The organism is Deinococcus aestuarii (genome assembly GCF_018863415.1).
In the GTDB taxonomy this organism is placed as follows: domain Bacteria; phylum Deinococcota; class Deinococci; order Deinococcales; family Deinococcaceae; genus Deinococcus; species Deinococcus aestuarii.
Map to the genome: position 1 here is coordinate 57,799 of NZ_JAHKSN010000003.1, position 24,418 is coordinate 82,216.

Genomic DNA, 24,418 nt, shown 5'->3' on the forward strand with positions numbered 1-24,418 from the left:
CGCGACCCCCCTCTGTCTCCTGCTCGCTCCGCTCGGAGAATTCCCGCGCACCGCACGGAAATGTTCGGAGGCTTTATGAACATCCGTTTCGACGGGCAGACGGTGATCGTCACCGGGGCGGCCCACGGCTTCGGGCGCGCGATCTCCCTCGCCTTCGCCGAACGCGGCGCGAACGTCTGGGCCTGCGACGTGAACCGCGACGGCTTGGCGATGACCGAGCAGCAGGCACAGGAGAGGAACATGCCGCTGAACGTCCGCGTGGTGGACGTGGCCGACCGCGAGATGGTGCGGGCCTTCGTGCAGGAGGCGGGTGCGGGGGCGCGGGTGGACGTGCTCGTCAACAACGCGGGCGGCGTGCTCGGCCAGGTCGGGCGCCCCCTGGAAGAGATCGGCGAGGACGACTGGCACGCGATCTTCCGGGTGAACGTGGACGGTGCCTTTTATTTCGCGCAGGCGGTCGCACCCTTCATGAAGGCGCGGGGCTCCGGGCGCATCGTCAACATCTCCAGCGGGGCGGGGCTGGGGGTCAGCCTGACCGGCATTCAGGCGTACGCGAGCGCCAAGGCCGCTCAGATCGGCCTGACGCGGCAACTCGCGCACGAACTCGGCCCCTTCGGCATCACCGTGAACAACGTCGCGCCGGGCTTCGTGCGGAGCAACCCGACGACCGAGCGGCAGTGGGAGAGCTACGGCGAGGAGGGGCAGAGAAAGCTGGTCGAGGGCATCGCGATGAAAAAACTCGGCACGCCCGACGACATCGCCCACGCCGTCCTCTTCTTCGCCTCCGAGTACGCGGGGTGGGTCACCGGGCAGGTGCTCAGCGTGGACGGGGGCCGGTGATGGAAGACGTTCTGGCGCATCTCGACGGGCGGAAGGACGCGAGCCTGGTCGATCTCCTCACCTTCGCCTCCATCCCCAGCGTGAGCACCGATCCCGAGCGGCGCGGGGACGTGCGGCGTGCGGCCGGGTGGCTCGCCGACCGCCTGCGTACCGCCGGACTTCCGACCGTGGACATTCTCGAAACGCCCGGTCATCCCGTCGTGTACGCCGAGTGGCTGGGGGCAGCGGACGCGCCCACCGTCCTCGTCTACGGCCACTACGACGTGCAACCGCCCGATCCCCAGGGCCGCTGGCAGAGCCCGCCCTTCACGCCGACCGTGCGGGGGGAACGGGTCTACGGGCGCGGCGTCTCGGACGACAAGGGGCCGCTGCTGATCCCGGTGCAGGTGGCCGAGGCGTTTTTCCGGACGCGGGGAACGCTCCCCCTCAACGTCAAATTCCTCTTCGAGGGCGAGGAGGAGGTCGGCAGCCCCAACCTCGCGCCGTTCGTGCGGGCACACGCGGAGAGGCTGCGTGCGGACGTGGTGCTCTCCGCCGACGGGGGGATGTGGCGGGCGGACGTGCCTACTTTGACGGTCAGCTCGCGGGGCATGACCGGGCTGGAGCTGACCCTGCGCGGCCCCGGCAAGGACCTGCACTCGGGGCGGCACGGGGGCGCGGTGCAAAACCCGCTGCACGCGCTGGCCTCGCTCATCGCCGGATTGCATGACGAGCGGGGCAGAGTAGTGGTGGACGGTTTCTATGACGACGTGCAGGAATTGCAGGGCGACGAGCGGGCCAGTCTCCGCGCCCTGCCCTTCGACGAGGACGCCTACCGCGCGGAGGTGGGAGCCTCCGAACTTTTTGGCGAGCCTGGCTATGCCACCCTCGAACGCCTGTGGACCCGCCCGACGCTGGAGGTCAACGGGATGTGGGGCGGTTACACCGGGGAGGGCAGCAAGACGGTGTTGCCGAGCGAGGCGCACGCCAAGATCACCTGCCGCCTCGTGGCGAACCAGGACCCGGAAAGGGTGACGGCAGCAGTGGTCCGCCACCTGGAAACGCATCTCCTGCCCGGCGTGACGCTCGACGTTCGCCCCTCGGATCACGGCGCGCGTGCATATCGCATTCCTGCCGATCAACCGGCCCTGCGCGCGGCCCGCAAGGTGCTGACCCAGGTCTACGGCCAGCCTCCTCTCGAAGTCGGCATGGGCGGCTCCATCCCCATCTGCGAGGTGTTCCAGCGTGAACTGGGCCTCGAAACCGTCTTCTTCTCCTTCGCGGTGGGCGACGAGGACATCCACGCGCCGAACGAGTTCTTCCGCATTCCCCGGCTGTACGAGGGGCAGCAGGCGTGGGCCCGGCTCTGGCAGGAACTCGCGGTGAGGGAGGCCGCCCCGGCATGAACGACCTGAACGCCCAACTCGCGCAGATCAACGACCTGCTGTGTGTGATCAACGTGCTCAACTGGGACGCCCGGACGCAGATGCCGCCGGGTGGAAACGAGACGCGAGGGCATCAACTCGCCACCGTGAGCGCCATCGCCCAGGAAAGGCTGACCTCCCCGGCGTTGCGGACGGCGTTGGGGGAGGCTGAAGCGAAGTTCCCCACCCTCGACGACCGCGAGGCCCGCGCCGTGCGGCAGACGCGCGAGGCGGTGGACCTTCTTTCCCGCATCCCCGCCGACCTGACCCGGGACCTCGCCGAGACGAAAAACCGGGCGCAGGCGGTGTGGGCGCGGGCCAAGGGGGACAACGACTTCGCCGCCTTCGCCCCCGAACTCGAACGGATGGTGGCCCTGAATCGCCGCCTAGCCGACGCCATCGGGTACGAGGAGCACCCCTACGACGCCCTCGTGCGGCAGTACGAGCCGGGGATGACGGCCGGGACGCTGCAAACCTTGTTCGCTCAGCTCAGGGCCGGACTCCTGCCCCTCCTGAACGAGATTCGCGCCGCCCCCGAGCCGCGCGCCGACTTCCTGACCCGCGACTACCCGGAAGACCGGCAACGCGCCTTCGCCCTCGAAATGGCCCAGGCGTTCGGCTACGACCTCTCCCGGGGACGGCTGGACGCCTCCGCCCACCCCTTCGAAATTTCCTTCACCCGGCAAGACGTACGGATCACGACCCGCTACCGCCGCGACTTCCTGCCCGGCGCCCTCTTCGGCACCCTGCACGAGACGGGACACGCGCTGTACGAGCAAAACATTGACCCGGCCCTCACCCGCACGGTGCTCGCCTCGGACCTGCTCGGCCTGTATGCGGTGGGCGGCACGAGTTACGGCACCCACGAGAGCCAGTCGCGGCTGTGGGAGAACCGGGTGGGCCGCTCGCGGGCCTTCTGGGCGCACCACTTCTCCCGTTTGCAAGCAGTCTTCCCCGACCAACTCGCTGACGTGACCGATGAGGAGTTCTGGCGGGCCGTGAACCGCGTGCGTCCCTCCCTGATCCGGGTGGAGGCGGACGAGATGACCTACGACCTCCACATCATGCTGCGGGTGGAGTTGGAGATGGCGCTGATCGAGGGCAGCCTGAGCGTCCCCGACCTCCCCGAGGCGTGGAACGCGAAGGTGCAGGAGTACCTGGGCATCACCCCGCCCGACTTCGCCTCCGGTGTCTTGCAGGACATCCACTGGTCGGCGGGCCTCTTCGGCTCCTTCCCGACCTACACGGTGGGGAACGTCATGGCCTCGCAGTTCTACGCGGCGGCGCGGGAGGGCGTGCCGGGGCTGGAGGACAGCTTGACGCGCGGCGAATACGCGTCCCTGCGCGAGTGGCTGACCGAACACGTCTACCGGCATGGACGGACCTACAGCCCCGCCGAACTGCTGGAACGGGCGACGGGTGAGGGACTCAATCCAGCGCCTTACCTCGCCTACCTGCGCGGCAAGTATGCCGAGCTGTACACCCTCACCCCTCAAGGAGAACGCGCATGAGTGAATCTATTCAAGGCAAGGTCGCTGTTGTCACGGGAGCGTCCTCCGGCATTGGCGAGGCGACCGCACTCGCGCTGGCCGGGGCAGGTGCGAGAGTCGTGCTGACTGCCCGGCGGCAGGAACGGTTGGACGCGCTCGCCGGTCGGATTCGGGAGGCGGGGGGTGAGGCCGAGGTCGCCGTCGCGGACGCCTCCGACGAGGGCCAGACGCGCGGGGTGATCGATCACGCCTCTCAAGCCTTCGGCGGCGTGGACATCCTCGTCAACAACGCCGGGCTCATGCTCCTCGGCCCCGTTACGGACGCCGACACCGAGGACTGGCGGCGGATGGTCCACCTCAACCTGCTCGGCCTGATGTACGCCACGCACGCGGCCATTCCCAGCATGAAGGCGCGGGGCGGCGGGCACGTCGTCAACATCTCCTCGGTGTCGGGGCGGGGCGCGAGTCCCCTCTCGGCGGGGTACAGCGCGACGAAGTGGGGGGTGGGCGGCTTCAGCGAGGGGCTGCGCCAGGAGGTGAGACTGCACGGCATCCGCGTCACGGTGATCGAGCCGGGCGTCGTCCGCACCGAGCTCACCGACCACATCACCCACACGGAGACGAAGACGACCTACGAGGGCCGCATCGCCCAGATGACTCCGCTGGAACCGGAGGACATTGCCGCCGCCGCCCTGTACGCGGTGACGCAGCCGCAGCGGGTGAACGTCAACGAAATCCTGATCCGGCCGCTCGACCAGGGCTGAGGTCCGCTGCCGCTGGCCGCCTCCGGATCGGCAGGCTGTGAGGGACGCTGGCTGTCAGGCTTGACGGTGGGTCAGGACTCGCCCGGAAGAGCTGCCCTGTCTCGTATGCCCACCGCGTCCGCCCTCACCCCTCCCCTGCCGTGAGCAGTTCGACCGGCAGGCCGGGGTCGAGGTTCCCGCCGCTGAGCACGGCCACCAGCGGTCCCGCCTCGCCCAGCTCCGCGCGGTGGTAGAGCGCCGCCGCGACGGTCACGGCCCCACTCGGCTCGGTGACGAGGCGGGCACGCAGCGCCGCGTCCCTCGCCGCCCGCCGCAACTCCGCCTCGGTGACGGTCACGATGTCGTCCACGAAGGCCCGCACATGCGCCCAGGTCAGCTCGCCGAGTTGCTGCACGCGCAGGCCGTCCGCCAGGGTGGCGCCCACCTGCTCGGCCGGGTACGCGACGCGCTCGCCGCGCCGCAGGCTGTCGCGGGCGTCGGCGGCCAGCTCGGGCTCCACGCCGATCACCCGCACGTCCGGGCGTTGCAGCTTGAGGGCGGCGGCCACCCCGGAGATCAGCCCGCCGCCGCTGACGGGGACGAGCACCGTGCCCACGCCGGGCAGGTCTTCGAGAATCTCCAGGCCCACGGTGCCCGCCCCGGCGATGATCCGGGCGTCGTCGTAGGGCGGGATGGGCGTCAGGCCGCGCTCCCGCCCCAGCTCCCCGGCGCGGCGTTCCCGGTCCACGCTGGCGTCGCCGACCACGACCACCTCGGCCCCGAGGGCGCGGGTCAGGTCGAGCTTCAGGCGGGGGGCGTTCCCCGGCATCACGATCACGGCGGGAATCCCGAGTTGCCGGGCGGCGTAGGCGACGGCCTGGGCGTGGTTGCCGCTGGAGTGGGCGACCACTCCGCGCGCCCGGGCGTCCCCCGGCAGGGACAGCAGGGCATTGAAGGCGCCGCGCAGCTTGAACGCCCCGGTGGGTTGCAGGCTCTCGGGCTTGAGCCAGAAGCCCTCCAGCGGGAAGGGCACCAGGGGGGTGCGGACGACGTGGCCGCGCATCCGCGCCTGCGCCGCCCGGAGGTCTTCCAACGAGGAGAGCGTCATCTCCCGAGTCTCCCCTGCCCCAGCGCCGCGTCCCGGTAGAAGCGTTCGATACCGAGCGCGACGGCCTGGGCGAAGCGTTCCCGCCCGGTGGCGCTCATCAGGAGACGCAGGTTGCCCTTGTCGGTCAGGAAGGCCGTCTCGACGAGCACGCTGAGTTGCGTGGTGGGCCGGGTCAGCGCGAGGTTCTGGTAGTGAACGCCGTCGTTGCCGACCTCCGGCAGCACGCTCAGCAGACTCGCTTGGAGGGCATCGGCCAGGGCGCGGGCCTGCGGGTGGTAGGAGTACACGCCGCTGCCGCGCTTCGTGCGGGGGTCCACCCCGTCGGGCAGGGCGTTGGCGTGGATCGAGACCAGCAGGTCGGCATTGCGCTCCTCGGCGAGCAGCGGGCGGGTGTAGATCGGCACCGTCACGTCGGCCTCGCGGGTGAGGATCACCGTGGCCCCCTTCGCCCGCAGCAGCTCGGCCACCCGCAGGGCGATAGGCAGGACGAGGTTCTTCTCCGGCACCCGCAGCGGCCCCGCCCCACCGAACTCGTCGCCCCCGTGCCCCGGGTCGATCACGATGACCCGGCCCCGCAGCGGTGCGCGGATGTCGAGGGCCGGTGCCTGGCGCACCCGCAGCACCAGGGTCGTGCCCTCGTAGGTCGCGTCGTAGCCCCAGGGCTCGCCCCGCAGGTCCACCCGCACGCGGGCCACGCCGTCACCTTCCTGGGTCCAGCGCACGTCGCGCACCGTGCCTTCGGGGAAGTCGGAGACGATGTAGTCCACGTCCGCCACGCTGGAAAAGAGCCGCAGGTCGAGGCTGGAGCTGCCGCGATTCACCTGCTGCTCCACCGTGAAGGGTACGCGCGCACCCAGGTCGAGCCGCACCTCGGCGTGGGTGTCCCCCGTCCTCACGTCGATCCGGGTGAAGACCGCCCGGGGCAGGGGCGTGCCCGCCGGGCGCAGGGTCAGGGTACTCTTCGGGGCGTTGAGGGTCAGCGTCTCCGAGGCCCGCACCGCGAAGGTGTTGCCCTCCTCGCCCACGACCACGGCGAGGGCTCCGGGCCGGGGAAAGACCACGTAGTTGCGCCCCGCGCCGTTGCGCCACACGAAGGTGCCCGCTTGGACGCCCCGGCCGGGGATGGTGGCCGTGACCTCCGCCACCCGGGGGCCCGTCCCCGTCACGCTGAGCTTGCCGGGGCTGGTCGCCGTGGCCGCGCTGCCGTCCCCCGCCGTCAGGGTGAAGACCACGGGCGCCGCCGCCAGCCGCCCGGGCAGGAGGAAGGTGCCCTCGTAGCGGCCCGGCGCCGTCTCCGTCATGGGGAAGGGGCCGAGGTCGCCCACCCGGAAGGAGGCCTGCCCCCCGGCGGTCCCGGTGAAGGCCACCGGCACGGCGCGCCCCTCCAGGCCCGGCGGCTGGACGTAGGCCACCCGGTCCCCGGCGGGCAGCAGGCCCGCGGCCACGATCTGCGCCGCGCCGGTCAGGACCTGCGGCGGCGTGCTCGTCACCCGCAGCTCCTGGCGGGCGACCGCGCCGCCCCCGCCGGACTCCAGCACGAGGACGTTCTCGCCGGGGTTCAGGGGCACCCACTCGATGAAGAGCCCGTCGGCCCCGACCTCGACGGGCTGGCCGTTCAGGGTGAGGGTGGCCCCGGGTCTCACGCTGCCCTCCAGCAGCACGTGGTCGTACGCCACGGTGTGGCGGTCCGGCGGGTAGGCCACGAAGATGGGCGCGTCGCTGATCGGCATCAGGGGGGCCGCGCCCGTGGCGGGGGGCGTGGCGGGCGGGGGGGCCGTCTGGGCGAGGGCTACCGTCGCCCCCGCGAGCAGCAGGATGGAGAGCAGGAACCGGCGCGACATGGAAGACCTCCTGGGGTTGGGATGGGGCCGAGTCTAACGGGCGTCCGCCCCGGGCCGCACCCCCCCGCGCGGACCCCCGGGTGAGGACCTTCCCGTGGACACCTCGACCTCACCGGATTGCCTCACCGGGAGGGGACGACCCAACGACACGAACGGCCCCCGAACCCCTGCCCCCTGGCCGGGGAGGTCTCGCTGCCTACGGCGCCAACGGCAACCCGCCCGAGAACCCGAACTGGGCCGAAAGCTCACGGCTGGCCTCGCGGATCAGGGCGAGGTACCGCTCCTGGTTGTGGGGGTCGAGGCGCATGAGTGGCCCGGCGATGCTCATGGACGCGACGGCCTGACCCTGATCGTCGAAAATCGGGGCGGCGACCGAGAAGGTGTCCTCCTCCAGATCCGAGATCGCCACGTGCACCCCGTCTTCCCGGATGTGCCGCAAGGCCTGCTCCAGCGTGGCCGTGTCGGTGATGGTGCCGTCCGTGAAGCGTTCGAGGGGCCCCCTGAGGGTGGCGCCCAGCACCTCCCGGGGTGCGTAGGCCAGCAGCACCTTGGACGACCCCCCGGCGTGGAGGGGCCCGATGCGCCCGACCCGGGCGAACATCCGCACCGGATGCGGGGAGATTCGGACATCGACGACCAGGGAATGCTGCCCCTCGCGCACCACGAGGTGGATGTTCTCCCCCGTCTCGTCGGCGAGGCGGTCGAGGATCGGCCTCGCCGCCCGGGTGAGCGAATACTGTTCCCGGGCCTGCTGACCGAGGACGAGGGAAGCCGATCCCAGGCGCACCGCGTGCTCCTCGTCGAACCAGACGTACCCGAGGTGCGCGAGCGTCTGGAGGATGCGGTAGACCTTGCTCCTGGTCATCCCCGCCTGGGCGGCGAGCTGCGGGATTTTGAGTTCCGGGCACTGACCGACCAGCGCGAGCACCTGAAGCCCCGCCTCCAGGGCGGAGATGGTGTACTCCGGGGACGGCTCTGGAGCTGCACTTGACTTTGCCATACGCCGACCTCACACTACACGCAAATCCAGTCCATCCAATGAATCGGTAGTTCATCTAGTGAATCACAGGGGGATGGTTATGCTGCTCGCCGCAGAACGTCAGCTTCTCGACGCCGCCACACTCGAAAGGCCGTGGGACCTGATCACGACGTTCTCCGGCCTCAAGCGAGAGCACCCCGAGGACGTGCAGCAAGCCGCCCAGCACATCGAGCGGCACCTGCGCGAGCTGGGCATTCCCGTCGAGGTCCACCGCCCGGACCTGTTTCTCAGCCTGCCCCGCCGGGCGAGCGTCACCGTCGGAGACGTGACCTTCACCGCCAAGCCGATGGCGATGAGCGCGATCTGCCGGGAGGGCCTTGAGGCGCCCCTGGTCTACCAGCCCAGCGCCTACGCGGCCAACGCCGACGACATGTTCTCCAGCGCGCTGCTGGAGGGTAAAGTCGATGTGCGGGGCAAGATCGTGGTGACGGAGGGCTTCGGGATGCCGGGCAAGATCCGGGAACTCGAACGGCGCGGGGCGCTGGGCGTCATCGCCATCAATCCCGGAGAGCGGGCCCACTGGGGCATCTGCACGAGCATCTGGGGCACCCCGGACCTGAACGACCTGCCACGCAAACCACAGGTTGCGGTCGCCAACGTCAACCGCCCCGACGGGGACCGCCTGATCGAGTTCGCCCAGCGCGGGGCTGAGGCCGTGCTCACCACTGACCTGGAGGAGGGGTGGTTTCCCTCGCCCATCCCGGTCGTCACCATCCCGGGCACCGAGGACCCCGAGGCCTTCGTCCTGCTGCACGGGCATTACGACTCGTGGGACTACGGGGTGGGGGACAACGCGGTCGGGGACGCCACCCTGCTCGAAGTGGCCCGCAACCTCTGGAATCGCCGCGCCGAGTTGCGCCGCAGCGTCCGCATCGCCTGGTGGCCCGGGCACTCCACCGGACGGTACGCCGGGAGCACGTGGTACGCCGACCACTTCGCCCTGGAGCTGTACCGGAACTGCGTGGCCCAGATCAACTGCGACTCGCCGGGTTGCCGCTGGGCGACCGAGTACAAGGACGTGAGCGTGATGGCGGAGGCCGTCCCCTGGGCGGGCGACATCATCCGCGACGTGACGGGCCAGGAGATGCAGGCCGAGCGACCGGTGCGCGCCGGGGACTACTCCTTCAACAACATCGGGCTCAGCGGGTTTTTCATGCTGCTCTCGACCATGCCCGACGACCTGCGCTCCGAGAAGGGCTACTACGCGGTCGGGGGCTGCGGCGGCAACATCGCCTGGCACACCGAGGACGACACCCTGGAAGTCGCAGACCGCGACATCCTGCTCAAGGACATTCAAATTTACCTGCTTTCGGCCTACCGCACGGCCAACGCGACCGTCATTCCCTTCGACTACACCCGGACCCTGGACGAGTTCGATCAGGCGCTGGACGAGTACGCGGCGGCGGCGGGAGACGCCTTCGACTTCTCCCCGGCGCGCACGGCGGTTCACGAGCTACGCCTGGACTTGCAACGACTGGCCCGGGCCGCGCACGCGCTGAGCGGCGAGTCGCTCGCGTCCCCCACGGTGCGCCGGGTGAACGCCGCGCTGATCTCGCTGGCCCGGCACCTCGTCCAGGCGGGCTACTCGCAGGCTCCTGCCTTTTTCCACGACCCGGCCGAGCACGTGCCGCCCTTGCCCGACCTCGCCGTTCTGGGGCGGCTTGCGGAGGTCAGCCCCGAGGAGCGCGGCTTCGTGCTCACCCACGCGCGGCGCGGTCAGAATCGCCTGCTCGCCCACCTCGGCGACGCGCGGAACGCCGTCCGGGGTGCCCTGGAACACACCGAGATTTCCGTCCGAGGAGGACAGTCATGAAACAAATGCTGACGGCGTTGAGTTTCGCTCTGGGTGTGGGGATGGCGGGCGCGCAGTCGAACATCTTGCAACTGCCGCTGATCAACGACCCGATCATGAACCCCCTGATCGCGCCGGAGCTGGGCAGCATCCTGGTGAACAAGGTGATTTTCCCGGGCCTGGTGCGGCCCAACGAGGACCTTCAGCCGGTCCCCGACCTCGCCAAGAGCTGGACGATCACCAACGGGGGCCTGGTCTACACCTTCACCCTGCGCGACGACGTGCGCTGGCACGACGGGAGACCCTTCACCGCCGACGACGTGGTGTTCACCTTCAACACGGCCCGGGACCCCAAGAGCGGCTCGCGGTTGGCGTCCGACTTCAGCTCCATCAAGTCGGTAGAGGCGAGGGGCAAGAACACGGTGCGCTTCGTCCTCTCCCGCCCCTTCGCGCCGTTCCTGATCCTGCTGGGCCACAACGCGGGCATCCTGCCCAAGCACCTCCTGGAGGGCAAGGACCTCAACTCGGCGACCGCGTTCAACCGCCAGACGCCCATCGGGACCGGCCCCTTCAAGGTCTCCCGGGTCGTGCCCGGCGCGAGCGTCACCCTGGTCGCCAACAAGGATTACTACGGCGGCGTGCCTAAGCTGGCGGGCATCACCTTCAAGGTCGTTCCGGACCTCAACACCCAGGTTGCCCAACTGCGTTCCGGCGGGCTCGACTGGGTGACGCTGGAGCCCAGCAACCTGCCGAGCGTCCAGGGAGCGCAGAACGTCGCCATCAAGCAGGCCGACGCCGTTCAGCATTACCTCGTCTTCTTCAACCTGAAAAACCCGCTGTTTACCAATGCGACCGTGCGCCGGGCCATGCAATACGCGGTCAACCGCCGGGCGATCATCGACGGCATCCTGAAGGGCTACGCCGACTACCCCACGGGCACCATCCCCACGGCGCTGCGGACGTACTACGACAAGTCGATCAAGCCCATCAACTACGACCCGGCCCAGGCGCGCCGACTCCTCGCGCAGGCGGGCTGGAGACCCAACGCCCAGGGCGTGCTCGTGAACGCCAAGGGGGAGCCCTTCAAGTTCACCCTGATCGTGGACAAGGGCAACGCCACGCGCGAGCAGGCGGCGCTCGCCGTGCAGCAGGACCTCAAGAGGGTCGGCATGGACGTGACGCTCCAGACCCTGGAGTTCGCCACCCTGGTGCGCGACTACCTGATCCCCGGCAAGTACGACGCGAACCTGATCTGGTGGACCACGCCGCCCGACCCGGACCAGTACTCGTTCTACGCGACCGGACAGGACAACAACGAGGCCGCCTGGAGCAACGCCCGCGCCGACTCCCTGCTCAAGCGGGGCCGCGAGACGGTGGACCCCGCTGCCCGCAAGAACATCTATAACGCCTTCCAGCGCCTGACCATGCAGGACCCGCCCGTGCTCGTCCTCTACTACCCCAAGGAACTCCAGGCGATCAGCAAGCGGCTCACGGGCGTCCCCGACCTTGGCATCCGCGACGCCCTGCGCTACACCGAGCGGTTCGACCTGCGCTGATGCTCAGCCCCGGCTACGTCGCCCGACGCGTGCTGCACGCCCTCGTCGTGCTGGCAGTCGTGGCGGTGGTGACCTTTTTCATCGTGCGGCTGGCGCCCGGCGGGCCTTCCCTGCTGGCCGACCCCGCCCTGCGGGACGCCGAACGTGCGGCCATCGAGGCGCGGCTGGGGCTGGGTGACCCCCTGCCCGTGCAGTTCCTGAAGTTCGTGTCCAACGCCGTGCGGGGCGACTTCGGGCAGAGCTTCCTGTTCGGCACGCCCACCCTCCAGGTCATCGCCTCGCGGCTGGGCAACACGTTGATCCTGGCGGGCGCTGCCCTGGCGCTGACACTGCTCGTCGCGGTGCCGCTGGGGACCCTCTGCGGCCTGCGTCCGCACTCGTGGCTGGACCGGCTCGTCAGCGTGCTCAGCGTGGTGGTGCTGGCCGTGCCCGTCTTCTGGCTGGGCCTGATGCTGATCATCGCCCTCGCGGTCCTGCGCCCGGTCCTGCCCGCCGGGGGGATGTACACCACCGGCCTGGAGGGCAATATCCCTGACCTGCTGCGGCACCTCCTGCTGCCCGCCGTGGTGCTGGCGAGTGCCTCCATCGCCGAGCTGCTGCGTTACACCCGGTCGAGCGTCCGCAGCGCCGCGCGGCTCGATCACGTCCGGACGGCGCGGGCCAAGGGGTTACCGCAGGGCGCGGTCCACCGCCGCCACGTCCTGAAAAACGCCCTGATCCCGGTCGTCACGGTGATCGGCCTGCAACTTCCCCGGTTGGTGGGGGGCGCCGCCGTCACCGAGACCATCTTCGCCTGGCCCGGCATGGGGCGCCTCAGCGTGGAAGCGGCGCTGGGGCGCGACTACCCGCTGATCCTCGGCGTGACGCTGGTGGTGGCGCTCGCCGTGGTGCTGTTCAACCTGCTCGTCGATCTGCTCTATCCCCTGATTGACCCCCGCATTCGGACGGAGGTCTGAGGTGACCGCCCGTGTGATCAGCCCTCCTCTGGCCCCAGCCGGGCGGTCCTGGCGGCGGCTGCGGCGCGACCCGGTGGCGGTCACGGCGGCGGCCGTCCTGATCGGGGTCGTCCTGTTCGCGTTCCTGGGGCCAGTGCTGAGGCCCGTCGATCCCAACGCCCTCGACCTGGGCAACACCCTGGGCCGGTCCAGCCTGGCGCACCCGCTGGGCACCGACGAGAATGGCCGTGACGTGCTGGTGCGGCTGATGCTGGGGGGGCGCGTCAGCCTGCTGGTGGGGGTGTTCGCGGTGCTCGTCTCGCTGCTCGTCGGCACCCTGGTCGGGGCGCTGTCGGGGTTCTACGGCGGGTGGCTGGAGGGCCTCTTAATGCGCTTCACCGACGGCATCCTGGCCCTGCCCGCCTTTTTCGTCAGCGTGCTCACCCTGACCTTTTTCGGCCCGGGGCTGGTGCCGCTGGTGCTCGTCATCGGTCTGACCTCCTGGATGGGGCTCGCCCGGCTGGTGCGCGGCGAAGTGCTCAGGTACCGCGAGGAGCAGTACGTCGAGGCGGCCCGCGCGCTGGGGGGACGCGACGGGCGGGTGCTCTTCCGGCACGTGCTGCCCCAGGTCCTCCCCACCCTGATCGTGAATGCCAGCGTCGGCATCAGCACCGCCATCCTGGCCGAGTCCGCCCTGTCCTTTCTCGGGCTCGGCATCCAGCCCCCGGCGGCCAGTTGGGGAAACATGCTCAGCGGCGCGCAGAACTACTTCTACACCGCTCCCCGCCTCGCCGTGTATCCCGGCCTGCTGATCCTGGTCACGGTCCTGGCGAGCAATCTGCTCGGCGACGCCCTGCGTGACGCCACCGAGCCCAGCGGATGAACGTCTTCAAGGAGTCTCCATGCAAGACAGACAGGACAGCGGGAGCAAGTCCTCCTTTCCTCAGCCGGGCGGGGAAACACCCCGACGAGCAGGGAGGAGCATGAACGTTCAGGCCATTCACGTTGACTTGCAGCGACATTTTGAGGCCGACCTCGAAGACATCCGCCGCTTTCTGCGCCAGCCCAGCATCAGCTACACCGGCGAGGGTATCCGCGAGACGGCGCGGGCCGTGGCCGACCTCATCACCTCGCTGGGGGGTGAGGCCGAGATCGTCGAGACGCCGGGCCATCCCATCGTGTACGGCGAGCTGTGGCAGGACGCGCCCCGGACCCTGCTGATCTACGGCATGTACGACGTGATGCCCACCGACGAGGACGGCTGGATCGCCGAGCCGTTCGGGGCCGAGATTCACGACCTGCCCGGGCTGGGCCCCAGCGTGATCTGCCGGGGCGCGGTGAACACCAAGGGGCCGCTCGCCGCCTTCTTCACCGCCATGCGTGGGATTCAGCGGGTCGAGGAACGGCTCCCCGTCAACCTGCTCTTCGCCGTCGAGGGCGAGGAGGAGATGGGCAGCCGCTCCTTTCCCGCCTTCGCCGAACAGTACGCCGACCGGCTGAAACGGGCCGACGCGGTGTTATTCCCCTTCTTCGAGCAGGACGAGGCCGGGATGCCCAGCCTGGTCCTGGGCACCAAGGGGATGCTGTACGTGGAGCTGATCTGCACCGGCGGCGAGTGGGGAGGTCCCACCGAGCGCGGCATCCACGGCAGCTACAACGCCTGGGTGGGGAACCCGGCTTGGCGGCTGACCCGGGCCCTCGCCAGCCTCGTGGACGACGACGAGACCGTTCAGGTGGAGGGCTTTCTCGACGACGTGCGGCCCCTCCCGGAGCGTGAGGCCGCCCTCCTTGACGAGCAGATCGACGCGGGCCTGTTCGACGCCGGGGTGTTCCGGGACGCCTACGCGGTGCGGCGGCTCAAGGAGCCCGACGACCGCCGGGCCTGGCACCGCCTGTTCTCGCAGCCGCAACTCAACATCGACGGCCTGTTCGCGGGCTACACCGGCCCGGAGACCAAGACCGTGCTCCCGCACCAGGCGACGGCCAAAGTGGACGTGCGGATGGTGCCCGACATGGACCCCGACCGGGTGCTCGCCGGGCTGCGCGCGCACCTGGACAGAGGAGGCTACGGCGACATCGAGATCAAGGTCTACAACAAGTACCCGTGGTCGAAACTCAGCCTCGACGAGCCCGCCGTGCAGGCCATGATCCGGACCTACCGGGCGCTGCACGGTGAATTGCAACTCTGGCCGATCAACCCCGGCAGCGCCCCCTACTACGTCTTCGAGCGGCTGCTGGGCCTGCCCTACGTCACCGGCGGCCTCGGGCACGGCTCGCGGCAGCATTCCAGCAACGAGTACTGCACGGTGGCGGGCATCCTCGACTTCGAGCGGTCGATGGTCACCTTTCTGGACGAGTTCACGCGGGGGCAGACCCCGGAGGGAGACGAACGTGCGTAAATGGCTTCTGGCAGGACTTCTCCTGGCGGGCGGCGCCTCGGCCAAGACCATCGTGTTCGGCCTGAGCGGCGAGCCCATCAGCCTCGATCCCAGCGTCACGGCGGACGGCAACAGCGCCTATGTCCAGACCCAGATCTACAACAGCCTGGTCAGCTTCAAGCCCGGCACCGTGGACGTGCAGCCCGACCTCGCGCTGCGCTGGACCACCAGCCCCGACGGCCTGACCTGGACCTTCTACCTGCGCCAGAACGTCCGGTTCCACGACGGCACACCGCTCAACGCCGAGGCGGTGCGCTTCAACTTCCTGCGGTGGTGGGACCCCGGCTTCGAGTTCGGCGCGAAAAAACCCTTCCTGGGCTGGAAGAACAACCTGGGCGGCTTCAAGGGCGAGGCGAGTTCCATCGTCAGGGACGTGAGGGTCAGAAACCAGTACGCCATCGACATCGTGCTCGGTCAGCCCTACCCGGCCCTCGGCGCGGTGCTGGCCGACGCGGGCCTCTTCGGCATCGCCAGCCCCACGGCGATCCGCAAGGACCCCGCGCAGTACGGCACGCCCGCGGGCCTCGCCGTAGGCACCGGCCCCTTCGTGCTGAAGAAGTGGACCAGCGGCGTGAACGTGGAGCTGAGCCGCAATCCCCGGTACTTCCGCGCCGGTCTGCCCAAATCGGACACCCTGGTCTTCCGCTTCGTCAAGGACCCCAGCGGACGGCTCAACGAGCTGCTGGCCGGGGGGGTGGACATCGCGGGCGACCTGCTGCCCGACCAGCTCAAGTCCGTCCAGTCCAATCCCAGGCTCACCGAGGTGCTGCGCCCCGCCCTCAACCTCGGGTACCTGGGGCTGAATACCAGCTATAAGCCGCTTTCAGACGTGCGGGTTCGCACGGCGATTGCGATGGCCCTGAACAAAAAGGCCATCGTGGACGCTTTCTGGAACGGGCTGGGCACCACCGACGGCCACCTGCTGCCGCCGCCCCTCGCCCGCTACCACGCCAAGACGGTCACCGACTACAAGTTCGACCCGGCGGCGGCCAAGCGGATGCTCGCCGCGGCGGGGTACCCCAACGGCTTCCCGCTGGACCTGTGGTACATGCCGGTCTCGCGGCCCTACTACCCGAACCCCAAACCCATCGCCGAGGCGATGGCCGCCGACCTCTCGGCGGTCGGGATCAAGGTCACCCTCAAGACCGCCGACTGGGCCAAGTACCTCGAAGACCGCCAGAACGGCAAGCTCCAGGCGTTCATGCTCGGTTTCGTGTACGTGACCGACCCCGACAGCGCCTACACCTACCTGATCGCGGGCGGCTCGACCACCGACATCAACTGGACCAGTCCGGAGGCGGACGCGGCCCTCGTCAGCGCCCGCAAGCTCCAGAACCCGGCCCAGCGTCTGCCCCTCTACCACAAGGTGGACGAGATCATGTTCCGTGAGGCGGTGCGGATTCCCATCGTGCATTCGCGGCTGCTGGCGGCCAGCGGCGCGGGCGTGAAGGGGTGGATTCCCAGCCCGACGGGTTCGGAGAAGCTCGACACGGTGGAGAAGTGACGGGGATGCTTTCCCGGGAGGAACGACCATGACGGACCTCAAAGACGCCCCGATGCAACAGAAGAACTACACGGGCTACAAGTCCTTCTCCTACCTGGAGCCGGGGACGGACTACAAGGTCTGGCCGCTGAGTCCGGAACTCAACCGGGTGCCCAGCCGCCGAGTGGAGGTCAGCGCGGAGCAGGAGGACCGGGTACGTCGCCTCTTCCGGGAACACCTGATGATCTCGCTGCACGACCACTGCTTCGTCGCGCCCCAGGACCTCTCGCAATTTCTGGAATTCCGCCGCTGGGGGCGCGACTTCACCGGCTATGAGGGGCTGAGCGTCTCGGGCCTCGACGCCGTGTTCGACAACCTGATGAACGGCACGGCCATGATCACCTCGCGCGGCGGCTGGAAGTGGGAGGACATCATCTATGACCTCGGGATGCGCCTGTCGGACATCGCCCATCAGGAGATGGTCGTCCACTGCAAGACCACCGAGGACATCGTGAACGCCAAGCGGGACGGGCAGATCGCCTTCATCGTCTCGCTGGAGGGCGCGGCGATGATCGAGAACGAGCTCGACCGCCTCGACATCCTGTATGGGCTGGGCGTGCGCTGCATGGGAATCGCGTACAGTGAGGGCAATGCGTTGGGAGCGGGTCTCAAGGAACCCCGCGACGGCGGCCTGACCGTGTTCGGGCGCCAGGCGGTCAGGCGCATGAACAAGCTCGGCATCGCCATCGACGTGAGCCACAGCGGCGACCAGACCTCGCTCGACACCATCGAGGTCAGCGAGAAGCCCATCTTCATCACCCACGCGGGGGCGCGCGCCCTGTGGAACTCCAACCGCCTCAAGCCCGACGAGGTGATCAAGGCCTGCGCGGCGAAGGGCGGAGTCATCGGCATCGAGGCGGCGCCGCACACCACCCTCACCGAGCGGCACCCGCGCCACAGCATCGAGTCCTTCATGGAGCACTTCGAGTACTGCGTGAATCTGGTGGGCATCGACCACGTGGCCTTCGGGCCGGACGTGCTGTTCGGCGACCACGTGGGGCTGCACCACGCGCTGTCCGAGGCCCTGTCCATCGGGGCCTCGCGCGGGCACCTCCAGTACGAGGAGGTCGAATACGTGGACGGCATCGAGAACCCCGCCGAGGCGTTTCCGAATATCGTCCGCTGGCTGGTGGCGCATGGCTACAGCGACGAGGACATCGCCAAGGCGGTGGGCGGCAACGTGATGCGGGTGCTGAAGGAGGCATGGTACAGGTGAGCCGAACCATCGAGGTGGGCGGCGTCACGCTCGTCTACGACGATTCCGGGAAGAGCGCGGGGCAGAGGGCGACCATCGTCACGCTGCACGGCGGGCCGGGGATGGGGAGCCGGGCGAACGACTGGGCCGCCTTCCAGCCGCTCACCGACACCTACCGCCTGATTTCCTACGACCAGCGCGGGAACGGCGAGTCCCAGGGCGCCGAGCCCTACTCGCACGCGCAGTTCGTGGCCGACCTGGAGGCGCTGCGGCAGCAACTGGGCCTGGGCAAGATCGTGGTGCTGGGCGGGAGCTACGGCGGTTTCATCGCGCTGGAGTACGCCCTCGCGCACCCCGAGAACCTGCACGCGGTCATCCTGCGGGACACGGCGGCGAGCAACCGCTTTCAGGGCACCAGCAAGGACCGGGCGATGAGCAGCGGCTTCCCGATGGACGAGGAGACGCTCGACCGCCTCTTCTCCGGGCAGATTCGGGACAACGACGACTTCCGCGAGAGCTTCGCCATGATCCAGCCCCTCTACACCGTGGAGCGCGACCCGGCGGCGGAGGCCGGGCGTCTGGCCCGCATTCCCTTCCGCTACGAGACGCACAACTGGGCCTTCTCGCGCAATCAGCCGGAGTACGACCTCGTGGACCGCCTGCCCGAGGTCACGGTTCCCGTGCTCGTGACGGTGGGGCGCCACGACTGGATCACGCCGCTGGAGGCCAGCGAGGAACTCGCCGCCGGGCTGCCACGGGGTGAACTCGTCGTGTTCGAACACAGCGGCCACTCGCCCCACCTGGAAGAACAGGAACGGTACCTGGCCTCCGTGCGGGATTTCCTCGCCCGGCACGTTCAGGCACAGGTCGGGCAGACATGAACGCCCAGCCCATCTCGCGGGAGGAACGCTCCGGGCGGGCCCGCGACGTGTTCGGCCATCTCACGCCCGGGATCGACGCGGTGGTCCTGTTCGACGACCAGTTCATCCAGTACCACAGCGGCTTCGCGTTCTTTCCCACTGAGCGGCCCATCGCCCTCGTGATCCTACCCGGAGGAGAGCGGCACCTGTTCGTGCCCCGGCTGGAGCGGGAACACGCCGAGCAGACGGGGGAGGCCGAACGGGTGCTGGACTACCCGGAGTACCCGGGCCGGGTCCATCCCCTCGTGCAACTCGCCGCGCACCTGACCGAACTCGGCCTCGGGCGGGCGCGGCTCGGGGTGGATCACGACGGTTACCCGGCGGTCATGGGGTACAGCGGGCCCAGCCTCAGTCACGCCCTTCCCGACGCGCGGGTCGTCCCGGTGACGGACGGCCTGAACCACCAGATGTCGCTCAAATCGGAAGCCGAGTTGCGGCTGATCGAGGAGAGCGTCCGCTGGGGCGACCACGCCCACCGCCTGCTTCAGGAGTACACCCGGGTCGGCGAGAACGAGCACGCGGTCGAGGGCCGCGCGACCCGGGAGGCGACGGAGGCGATGACCCGCACGCTGGGGCCGGACTACCGGGGGCAGAACCGCTGGCTGAGCGGCGCGGTGGCGCTCTACCGGGGGCAGATCGGAAAGAACAGCGCGCTACCGCACGCGATGACCACCGGCGCGACCTTCCAGCCCGGCGACACCCTGGTCACGGGCGCGGGGGCGGCGGTCTGGGGTTACCTCAGCGAACTGGAGCGGACGATGTTCCTGGGCGAGCCGTCGCCCGGGCAGCGGCGCTCTTTCGAGCACATGCTGCGGATGCAGGAGATCGCCTTCGAGGTGATGGGTCCCGGCGTGCCCTGCTCGCGGGTGGACGAGGCGGTGCAGGCCTACGTGGAGCGCGAGGGACTGCGGGCGGGCTGGCGGCACCACGTCGGCCACGGGCTGGGGCAGCGGATTCACGAGAGCCCCTTTCTGGACGTGGGGGACGACCGGCCCCTGGAGGTCGGCATGGTGCTCAGCGTCGAACCCGGGCTCTACGTGCCGGGGCTGGGCGGCTTCCGGCACTCCGATACCGTCGTGATCACGGGCACGGGCATCACCCGCCTGACGACCTACCCCCGGGAGCTGCCCGACCTCGTGCTGCCGCCGGAGGCCTGAGGACCGCGCCCCTGGGGCACGGGGACCCGCGTGTGGGCGGATCGGCTCAGGCGGTCACCTGCCGCAGCAGGTACTTGACGACCCCGGCGCCGCCCGTCTCCCGCAGCAGGCACGCGAGGAAAACGTCGCCGTCACGCGCGAGCAGCAGGGTCCGCTGCGCGAACTCCAGTTGCAGCGTCTGGAGGGCCTGGCCGTGGATGTGCCTGCCGAGCGCCTCGGCCGTGCCCAGGTAGAAGCGGACGTACGCGCCCACCTCGTCCGGCAGGGGCTCGCCGACATGCGCGAGGACTTCCCCGCCCTGGCGGTAGGCCGTGGCGCTCACCATACCCGGCGTCTCGGCGAGCTGCCCGACCAGGGCGGCGTGCCTGGGCGGGGCCGCCGCCGGGGAGGGTGGCCGGGCGGGGGCCGGGGGAGCGGCGGGCGGGGGGGCCTGGAACGGGTCGGCCTCACGCGGGCCGCCGAGCGCGCGCTGCACCGCCGGGAGCAGCCCCCCCGAGGTGAAGGGCTTTTTCAGGAGCCCGGCGGCCCCCGCCTCCTGGGCCTGGCGGTACATGCCGTCGTTCACGACGCCGCTCATCAGGAGGACGGGCAGGCCCGCGTGGCCCGGGCTCCCCCGGAGTTCGCGGCAGAGTTCGAAGCCCCCCATCCCGGGCATCACGATGTCGGCGATCACGAGGTCGATGGTGGGGCGCTCCGCGAGCAGGTGCAGCGCGTCCTGCGCGCTGGGGGCGCCGAGCACGGTCAGGCCGTGCGGGATGAGGCTAAATTCCAGCGCCTTGCGGACGCTGACGCTGTCGTCGACGACGAGGACTTCGGGCATGGGGCTCCTCTGGGCTCAGCCGTGGGCCGCCCGCGCGTGGTCGAGCTGCACGGTGGCCTCCAGCATCAGGTGTTGGGTGGGGGTGGTGATCGTGTGGGGCAGCCCCCGCACCTCGCCCTGGCGCAGCGGCGAGAAGGTGAAGGGGGCCCCGGGGGCCGCCTCCGTCAGCGCAAAGGCGCGGAAAAAGGCCGCCTCGCCGCTCAGGAGGCCGTACTCGGCCCAGACGACCTCCCCGCCGTCGAGGACGAACTGCGCCGCCTCGCCGAGCTGCACGAGCAGCCGCCCGCTCTTGCGCATCTGGTTGAGAAAGCTCAGCAGGTCGAACAACCCGATGAGTTCGAGGGTGCCCTGAAGCTGGGCGCCGCCCTCATCGGGGGCCTCACCGGGCACGGGACCTTCCTCCGGCGCGTCGTCGAGGAGCAGGTCGTCGGTCAGCGGGGGCTCGTCCACGGCGGTAGCGGGCCGGGGGTCCGGAGAGGGACCCAGCCCCTCCAGGTGCTCCAGCACCACGCCGATCAGCTCCTGGGGGGAGAGGCCGGGGGCCTGCCACAGGTCGAGGGGGCCGCTGAAGCGGGCGGGCTTTTCCCGTGAGACGAGGAGAAAGGGGCAGCGGGCGGTCGCCGGGTCGTTGCGGACGATCTCGAAGAAGTCCTCGCCGCCCAGATCGGCCATCTTCTCGTCGCAGACGATCAGATCGGGCACGATGCGTTCGAGTTGGGTGAGGGCGTAGAGCGCCCCCTCGGCGAAGCTCGCCTCCAGCCCGCGCCCGGTGCCCAGCAGGGCGTGGGCCCGGCCGCGCGCGAAGGTCCCCATCACGAAGAGCACGCTGCGGGGGGCGCTCACGGGGCCCCCCCGGCGCAGAGCTGGGCCAGCCGCCGCAGGAGCAGCGTCTCGTCCACGGGCTTGCTGAAGTAGTCGGTGGCGCCGAGCGAAAAGGCCAGGCGCTGGTGCTTCTCGCCCGCCCGCGTCGTCATCACCACGACGGGCGTTCCGGCGGTGGCGGCGCGGGCGCGCAGGGCCTCGATCAGTTCGTAACCGTTCATGCGGGGCATCTCCAGGTCGCTGAGAATGAGGTCGAAGGCCGGGTCTTGCGAGAGCACTTCCAGCGCCGCCTGACCGTCGGCGGCGGTCACGACCCGGTAGCCGCCGCGTTCGAGCATCCGCCCCACCACCCGGCGCACGCTCACCGAATCGTCCACGAGGAGCAGCCGGGTCCGGTGCCGGGCCGCCTGCACGGCGGCGCGGGGAGCCCAGCGCCGGGGCTCGGCGGCGAGGCGCTCCAGTCCCCCCGGGTCGAGCAGCGGCACGACCTCCCCCCCACTCGTCACCGTCGCCCCCGCCAGGAAGGGCAGGCTGGCGAGCAGCGGCTCGAGCGGGCGCAGCGACACCTCCTCGATGTCGAGAAACTCGTCCACCTCGACCGCCGTGAGCCCCGAGGCCGTCTGCACCACCGCCACGCGGCGGGGGCCGGGTGCGCCCGCGTCCGGCAGCCCCCACAGGGGACGCAGGGGGTGCAGGGTCAGGCGCTGGCCCTCGTACTCGACCTCCTCGCCCGCCGGGGTGCCGAGCACCTGGCCGGGGTCGAGCTCGCGCAAGGCCGCGACGCTGTTGGTGGCAAACGCCACCGTCTGGGGGCCCACCCGGGCGAGCAGGATTTCCGCCACGCGCACGGTGAGGGGCACGCGCAGGGTGAAGGTGGTGCCCTCCCCCGGGCGGCTGCGGATCAGCAGTTCCCCGCCCAGGCGCCGGACGTTGCTCGCCACCACGTCCATGCCGACCCCGCGCCCCGCCTCCGCCGTCACCTCGCGGGCGGTCGAGAGGCCGGGCAGCAGGATCAGCCGCAGGGCCGCCTCGTCGGTCATGGCCTGGAGTTCGGCGGCCGAGTGCAGCCCGCGCGCCAGGGCCCGCTCCCGCACGGCCGCCACGTCGATGCCCCGCCCGTCGTCGCTGACCTCCACGTCGAGGTGGTGCCCGCGCGCCACGGCGCGGACGCGGATGGTGCCCAGGGCCGGTTTGCCCGCCCGGACCCGCTCCCGGGCAGCTTCGAGGCCGTGGTGGGCCGCGTTCGTCACGAGGTGGAGCAGGGGGTCGGCCAGGCCCTGGAGCACCCCCGCCTCGACCTCCACCCGCTCGCCCTCGGTGACCAGATGGAACAGCTCCTCGCGGTCCCGCGCCCAGCGGCGCAGGCGGACCGTGGCCTGCCCGAAGGGCACCCGGCTGGTGCGGGCGACCTCCTGGCGAAGCTGGCGCAGCAGCTTGCCGAGCCGCTCGCTCTCGTCGCGCAGGCCCGAAAGGCCGCTGCCGAAGCCCGTTCTGACCTCCCCGAAGTCGGCGGCGAGTTCGGTCACCGCCCGCGCGAGGATGTTGAGGTCGTCGTAGGCGTCGAACTCCAGCTCGTCGAACAGCTCGCCGACGCTGGCGCCCGCCCGGGAGGCGGCGGGCCCTTCCCCCACCCGCACCATGTCGGGGTTGAGGTAGCGCTCTTCGAAGTCGCGCACCGCCCGGCTGATGCGCGCGTGGCTGTCGGCCATCGCCTGCCCCAGGGTGGAGAGCTGCGAGAGCGTCTGCCCCAGCCGGGCGCGCGAGACCACGAGTTCGCCCACGAGGTCCATCAGGGCGTCGAGGCGGCGCGGATCGACCCGCACGCTCTCGCGGCGCTCGGGGCTGGCCGGGCGCGGGGCCCCCGGCTCGGGGGCCGGCACGGCCGGGACCCCCGGCCCGGGTCCCTCGCCCCCAACCAGCGCGGCCAGCCGCCCGCCCACCCGCGCGAGGACGGGCGCGAGGTCGTCGGGCTCGCCCTCCGCCGCACGCAGCAGCCGCTCGACCACGGAGGCGGCCTCGAGGAGGGCCTGCCGCGCCGGGGCGTCGAGGGAACGCTCGCCGTCGCGCACCGCCGAGAGCAGGTTCTCCAGGCCGTGCCCGAAGTCGCCCAGCACCTCGAAGCCCACCATGTAGGCGCTGCCCTTGATGGTGTGGGCGGCGCGGAACATCTCGGTCACGTCGCCCGACTCGCCCGCCTCCAGCCCGGCGCGCAGGGCCCCCAGGTGCTCGCGCACCTCGGGGGCGAAGTAGCTCCACAGGTCGCTCTGCCCCTCGCGGAAAGCGCGAAGATTTGCCTCCAGCCCGGCGGGGAGACCCGGAACCTCCGGTCCCTTGGCCCGCTCCGGGGCCGACGGGGCGCGGAAGGCGGTGGGCTGGGCGGCCAGGAGGTCTTGCAGCCGGCGGGTGCCCCCGATCTGGGAGAAGGTGAGGCCCACCTCACCCTCGCCCTGGCCGCCCGCCACCCCCTCCAGGGCGCCGCGCAGGCAGACGGCGACGTTGCCGAGCACGTCGAGGAGGCTCTGCCGGAGCCCCTCGGGCAGCGTGGGGCGGGGTTCGAGGAGCCGCTCGGCGAGGGCGGCGAGGCTCGACATCTGCGGAAAGCCGTAGAGGGCCGCGCTGCCCCGCATCCGGTGGCAGAGCACGGCGAGGGCGTCCACCGCCCCCGGGTCGTGCCCGGCGCGCAGTTCACCCAGGCGGGCGTCGAACTGGGTGAGGGTTTGCCCGCTTTCGAGCAGGTAGCCGCCCAGCAACTCGGCGGAGTGCGCGGTCACTTCCG

Annotated in this window: 19 protein-coding genes; 13 read left to right on the forward strand and 6 right to left on the reverse strand. The window is 70.4% G+C overall.

The features are described 5' to 3' along the window. Positions 1-75: 75 nt before the first annotated feature. From IC605_RS06255 to IC605_RS06270, 4 genes are read left to right on the forward strand one after another with little or no spacing between them, the layout of a single operon-like run. Positions 76-840 (forward strand): SDR family NAD(P)-dependent oxidoreductase, encoded by a 765-nt coding sequence (locus tag IC605_RS06255; protein WP_216320520.1) that lies wholly within the window; start codon positions 76-78, stop codon positions 838-840. Then, positions 840-2,225 (forward strand): dipeptidase, encoded by a 1,386-nt coding sequence (locus IC605_RS06260; RefSeq protein WP_216320523.1) that lies wholly within the window; start codon positions 840-842, stop codon positions 2,223-2,225. The genes IC605_RS06255 and IC605_RS06260 overlap by 1 nt, the downstream gene beginning before the upstream one ends. Further along, entirely contained in the window at positions 2,222-3,754 is a 1,533-nt protein-coding gene (locus IC605_RS06265; protein WP_216320526.1) for a carboxypeptidase M32, read from the forward strand. Before IC605_RS06260 ends, IC605_RS06265 begins: the two co-directional genes overlap by 4 nt. Then, complete coding sequence (locus IC605_RS06270) at positions 3,751-4,497, forward strand: SDR family NAD(P)-dependent oxidoreductase (RefSeq protein ID WP_216320529.1); 747 nt, start codon at positions 3,751-3,753, stop codon at positions 4,495-4,497. Before IC605_RS06265 ends, IC605_RS06270 begins: the two co-directional genes overlap by 4 nt. A gap of 124 nt (positions 4,498-4,621) precedes the next feature. Here IC605_RS06270 and IC605_RS06275 read toward each other — a convergent pair whose 3' ends face one another. The 3 genes from IC605_RS06275 to IC605_RS06285 all read right to left on the reverse strand — a co-directional run bounded on the left by IC605_RS06275 (position 4,622) and on the right by IC605_RS06285 (position 8,425). Next, positions 4,622-5,584, reverse strand: coding sequence for a threonine ammonia-lyase (locus IC605_RS06275; RefSeq protein WP_216320531.1), 963 nt, complete (start codon positions 5,582-5,584; stop codon positions 4,622-4,624). Then, positions 5,581-7,425 (reverse strand): N-acetylmuramoyl-L-alanine amidase family protein, encoded by a 1,845-nt coding sequence (locus IC605_RS06280; protein ID WP_216320533.1) that lies wholly within the window; start codon positions 7,423-7,425, stop codon positions 5,581-5,583. The genes IC605_RS06275 and IC605_RS06280 overlap by 4 nt, the downstream gene beginning before the upstream one ends. Positions 7,426-7,621: 196 nt before the next feature. Continuing rightward, entirely contained in the window at positions 7,622-8,425 is an 804-nt protein-coding gene (locus IC605_RS06285; protein ID WP_216320535.1) for an IclR family transcriptional regulator, read from the reverse strand. A 79-nt stretch (positions 8,426-8,504) separates the two neighbouring features. Between IC605_RS06285 and IC605_RS06290 the strand changes: the two genes are divergently transcribed. From IC605_RS06290 to IC605_RS06330, 9 genes are all read left to right on the forward strand, one after another. Further along, the gene (locus IC605_RS06290) at positions 8,505-10,277 is read left to right on the forward strand and encodes a M28 family peptidase (protein WP_216320537.1); all 1,773 of its coding nucleotides are present in this window, start codon (positions 8,505-8,507) and stop codon (positions 10,275-10,277) included. Then, positions 10,274-11,812, forward strand: a complete 1,539-nt coding sequence (locus tag IC605_RS06295) for an ABC transporter substrate-binding protein (RefSeq protein WP_216320539.1) — start codon at positions 10,274-10,276, stop codon at positions 11,810-11,812. Before IC605_RS06290 ends, IC605_RS06295 begins: the two co-directional genes overlap by 4 nt. Further along, positions 11,812-12,768 (forward strand): ABC transporter permease, encoded by a 957-nt coding sequence (locus tag IC605_RS06300; protein WP_216320541.1) that lies wholly within the window; start codon positions 11,812-11,814, stop codon positions 12,766-12,768. Before IC605_RS06295 ends, IC605_RS06300 begins: the two co-directional genes overlap by 1 nt. 1 nt (position 12,769) lies before the next feature. Further along, complete coding sequence (locus tag IC605_RS06305; protein WP_216320544.1) at positions 12,770-13,630, forward strand: ABC transporter permease; 861 nt, start codon at positions 12,770-12,772, stop codon at positions 13,628-13,630. Between the two features lie 100 nt (positions 13,631-13,730). Then, on the forward strand, positions 13,731-15,146 hold the full coding sequence (locus tag IC605_RS06310; RefSeq protein WP_216320548.1) for a M20/M25/M40 family metallo-hydrolase: 1,416 nt from the start codon (positions 13,731-13,733) through the stop codon (positions 15,144-15,146). After that, on the forward strand, positions 15,139-16,689 hold the full coding sequence (locus tag IC605_RS06315; RefSeq protein ID WP_216320551.1) for an ABC transporter substrate-binding protein: 1,551 nt from the start codon (positions 15,139-15,141) through the stop codon (positions 16,687-16,689). The genes IC605_RS06310 and IC605_RS06315 overlap by 8 nt, the downstream gene beginning before the upstream one ends. 28 nt (positions 16,690-16,717) lie before the next feature. After that, positions 16,718-17,944 (forward strand): dipeptidase, encoded by a 1,227-nt coding sequence (locus tag IC605_RS06320; RefSeq protein ID WP_216320554.1) that lies wholly within the window; start codon positions 16,718-16,720, stop codon positions 17,942-17,944. Continuing rightward, positions 17,932-18,804: an alpha/beta fold hydrolase gene (locus IC605_RS06325; RefSeq protein ID WP_246580498.1), complete on the forward strand. Its 873-nt coding sequence runs from the start codon at positions 17,932-17,934 to the stop codon at positions 18,802-18,804. Before IC605_RS06320 ends, IC605_RS06325 begins: the two co-directional genes overlap by 13 nt. After that, a complete protein-coding gene (locus IC605_RS06330) occupies positions 18,801-20,000 on the forward strand; it encodes a M24 family metallopeptidase (protein ID WP_216320557.1) in 1,200 nt (399 codons plus the stop codon). Before IC605_RS06325 ends, IC605_RS06330 begins: the two co-directional genes overlap by 4 nt. A gap of 46 nt (positions 20,001-20,046) precedes the next feature. Here the strand turns inward: IC605_RS06330 and IC605_RS06335 are convergent, their stop codons facing one another. Genes IC605_RS06335 through IC605_RS06345 form a run of 3 tightly spaced genes read right to left on the reverse strand, consistent with a single transcriptional unit; the run spans position 20,047 to position 24,413 of the window. Next, positions 20,047-20,820 (reverse strand): response regulator, encoded by a 774-nt coding sequence (locus IC605_RS06335; protein ID WP_216320561.1) that lies wholly within the window; start codon positions 20,818-20,820, stop codon positions 20,047-20,049. Positions 20,821-20,835: 15 nt separating this feature from the next. Next, positions 20,836-21,663 (reverse strand): DUF4388 domain-containing protein, encoded by an 828-nt coding sequence (locus IC605_RS25010; protein WP_216320565.1) that lies wholly within the window; start codon positions 21,661-21,663, stop codon positions 20,836-20,838. After that, positions 21,660-24,413 carry a hybrid sensor histidine kinase/response regulator gene (locus IC605_RS06345; RefSeq protein ID WP_343216526.1) on the reverse strand — a complete coding sequence of 918 codons (2,754 nt, stop codon included), beginning with the start codon at positions 24,411-24,413 and terminating at the stop codon, positions 21,660-21,662. Before IC605_RS06345 ends, IC605_RS25010 begins: the two co-directional genes overlap by 4 nt. Between the last annotated feature and the right edge of the window lie 5 nt (positions 24,414-24,418).

Bases quoted from the DNA above. Each gene is read 5' to 3' on its own strand.
- IC605_RS06255 (WP_216320520.1), top strand. From the start codon at position 76: ATGAACATCCGTTTCGACGGGCAGACGGTGATCGTCACCGGGGCGGCC.
- IC605_RS06260 (WP_216320523.1), top strand. From the start codon at position 840: ATGGAAGACGTTCTGGCGCATCTCGACGGGCGGAAGGACGCGAGCCTG.
- IC605_RS06265 (WP_216320526.1), top strand. From the start codon at position 2,222: ATGAACGACCTGAACGCCCAACTCGCGCAGATCAACGACCTGCTGTGT.
- IC605_RS06270 (WP_216320529.1), top strand. From the start codon at position 3,751: ATGAGTGAATCTATTCAAGGCAAGGTCGCTGTTGTCACGGGAGCGTCC.
- IC605_RS06275 (WP_216320531.1), bottom strand. From the start codon at position 5,584: ATGACGCTCTCCTCGTTGGAAGACCTCCGGGCGGCGCAGGCGCGGATG.
- IC605_RS06280 (WP_216320533.1), bottom strand. From the start codon at position 7,425: ATGTCGCGCCGGTTCCTGCTCTCCATCCTGCTGCTCGCGGGGGCGACG.
- IC605_RS06285 (WP_216320535.1), bottom strand. From the start codon at position 8,425: ATGGCAAAGTCAAGTGCAGCTCCAGAGCCGTCCCCGGAGTACACCATC.
- IC605_RS06290 (WP_216320537.1), top strand. From the start codon at position 8,505: ATGCTGCTCGCCGCAGAACGTCAGCTTCTCGACGCCGCCACACTCGAA.
- IC605_RS06295 (WP_216320539.1), top strand. From the start codon at position 10,274: ATGAAACAAATGCTGACGGCGTTGAGTTTCGCTCTGGGTGTGGGGATG.
- IC605_RS06300 (WP_216320541.1), top strand. From the start codon at position 11,812: ATGCTCAGCCCCGGCTACGTCGCCCGACGCGTGCTGCACGCCCTCGTC.
- IC605_RS06310 (WP_216320548.1), top strand. From the start codon at position 13,731: ATGAACGTTCAGGCCATTCACGTTGACTTGCAGCGACATTTTGAGGCC.
- IC605_RS06320 (WP_216320554.1), top strand. From the start codon at position 16,718: ATGACGGACCTCAAAGACGCCCCGATGCAACAGAAGAACTACACGGGC.
- IC605_RS06325 (WP_246580498.1), top strand. From the start codon at position 17,932: ATGGTACAGGTGAGCCGAACCATCGAGGTGGGCGGCGTCACGCTCGTC.
- IC605_RS06330 (WP_216320557.1), top strand. From the start codon at position 18,801: ATGAACGCCCAGCCCATCTCGCGGGAGGAACGCTCCGGGCGGGCCCGC.
- IC605_RS06335 (WP_216320561.1), bottom strand. From the start codon at position 20,820: ATGCCCGAAGTCCTCGTCGTCGACGACAGCGTCAGCGTCCGCAAGGCG.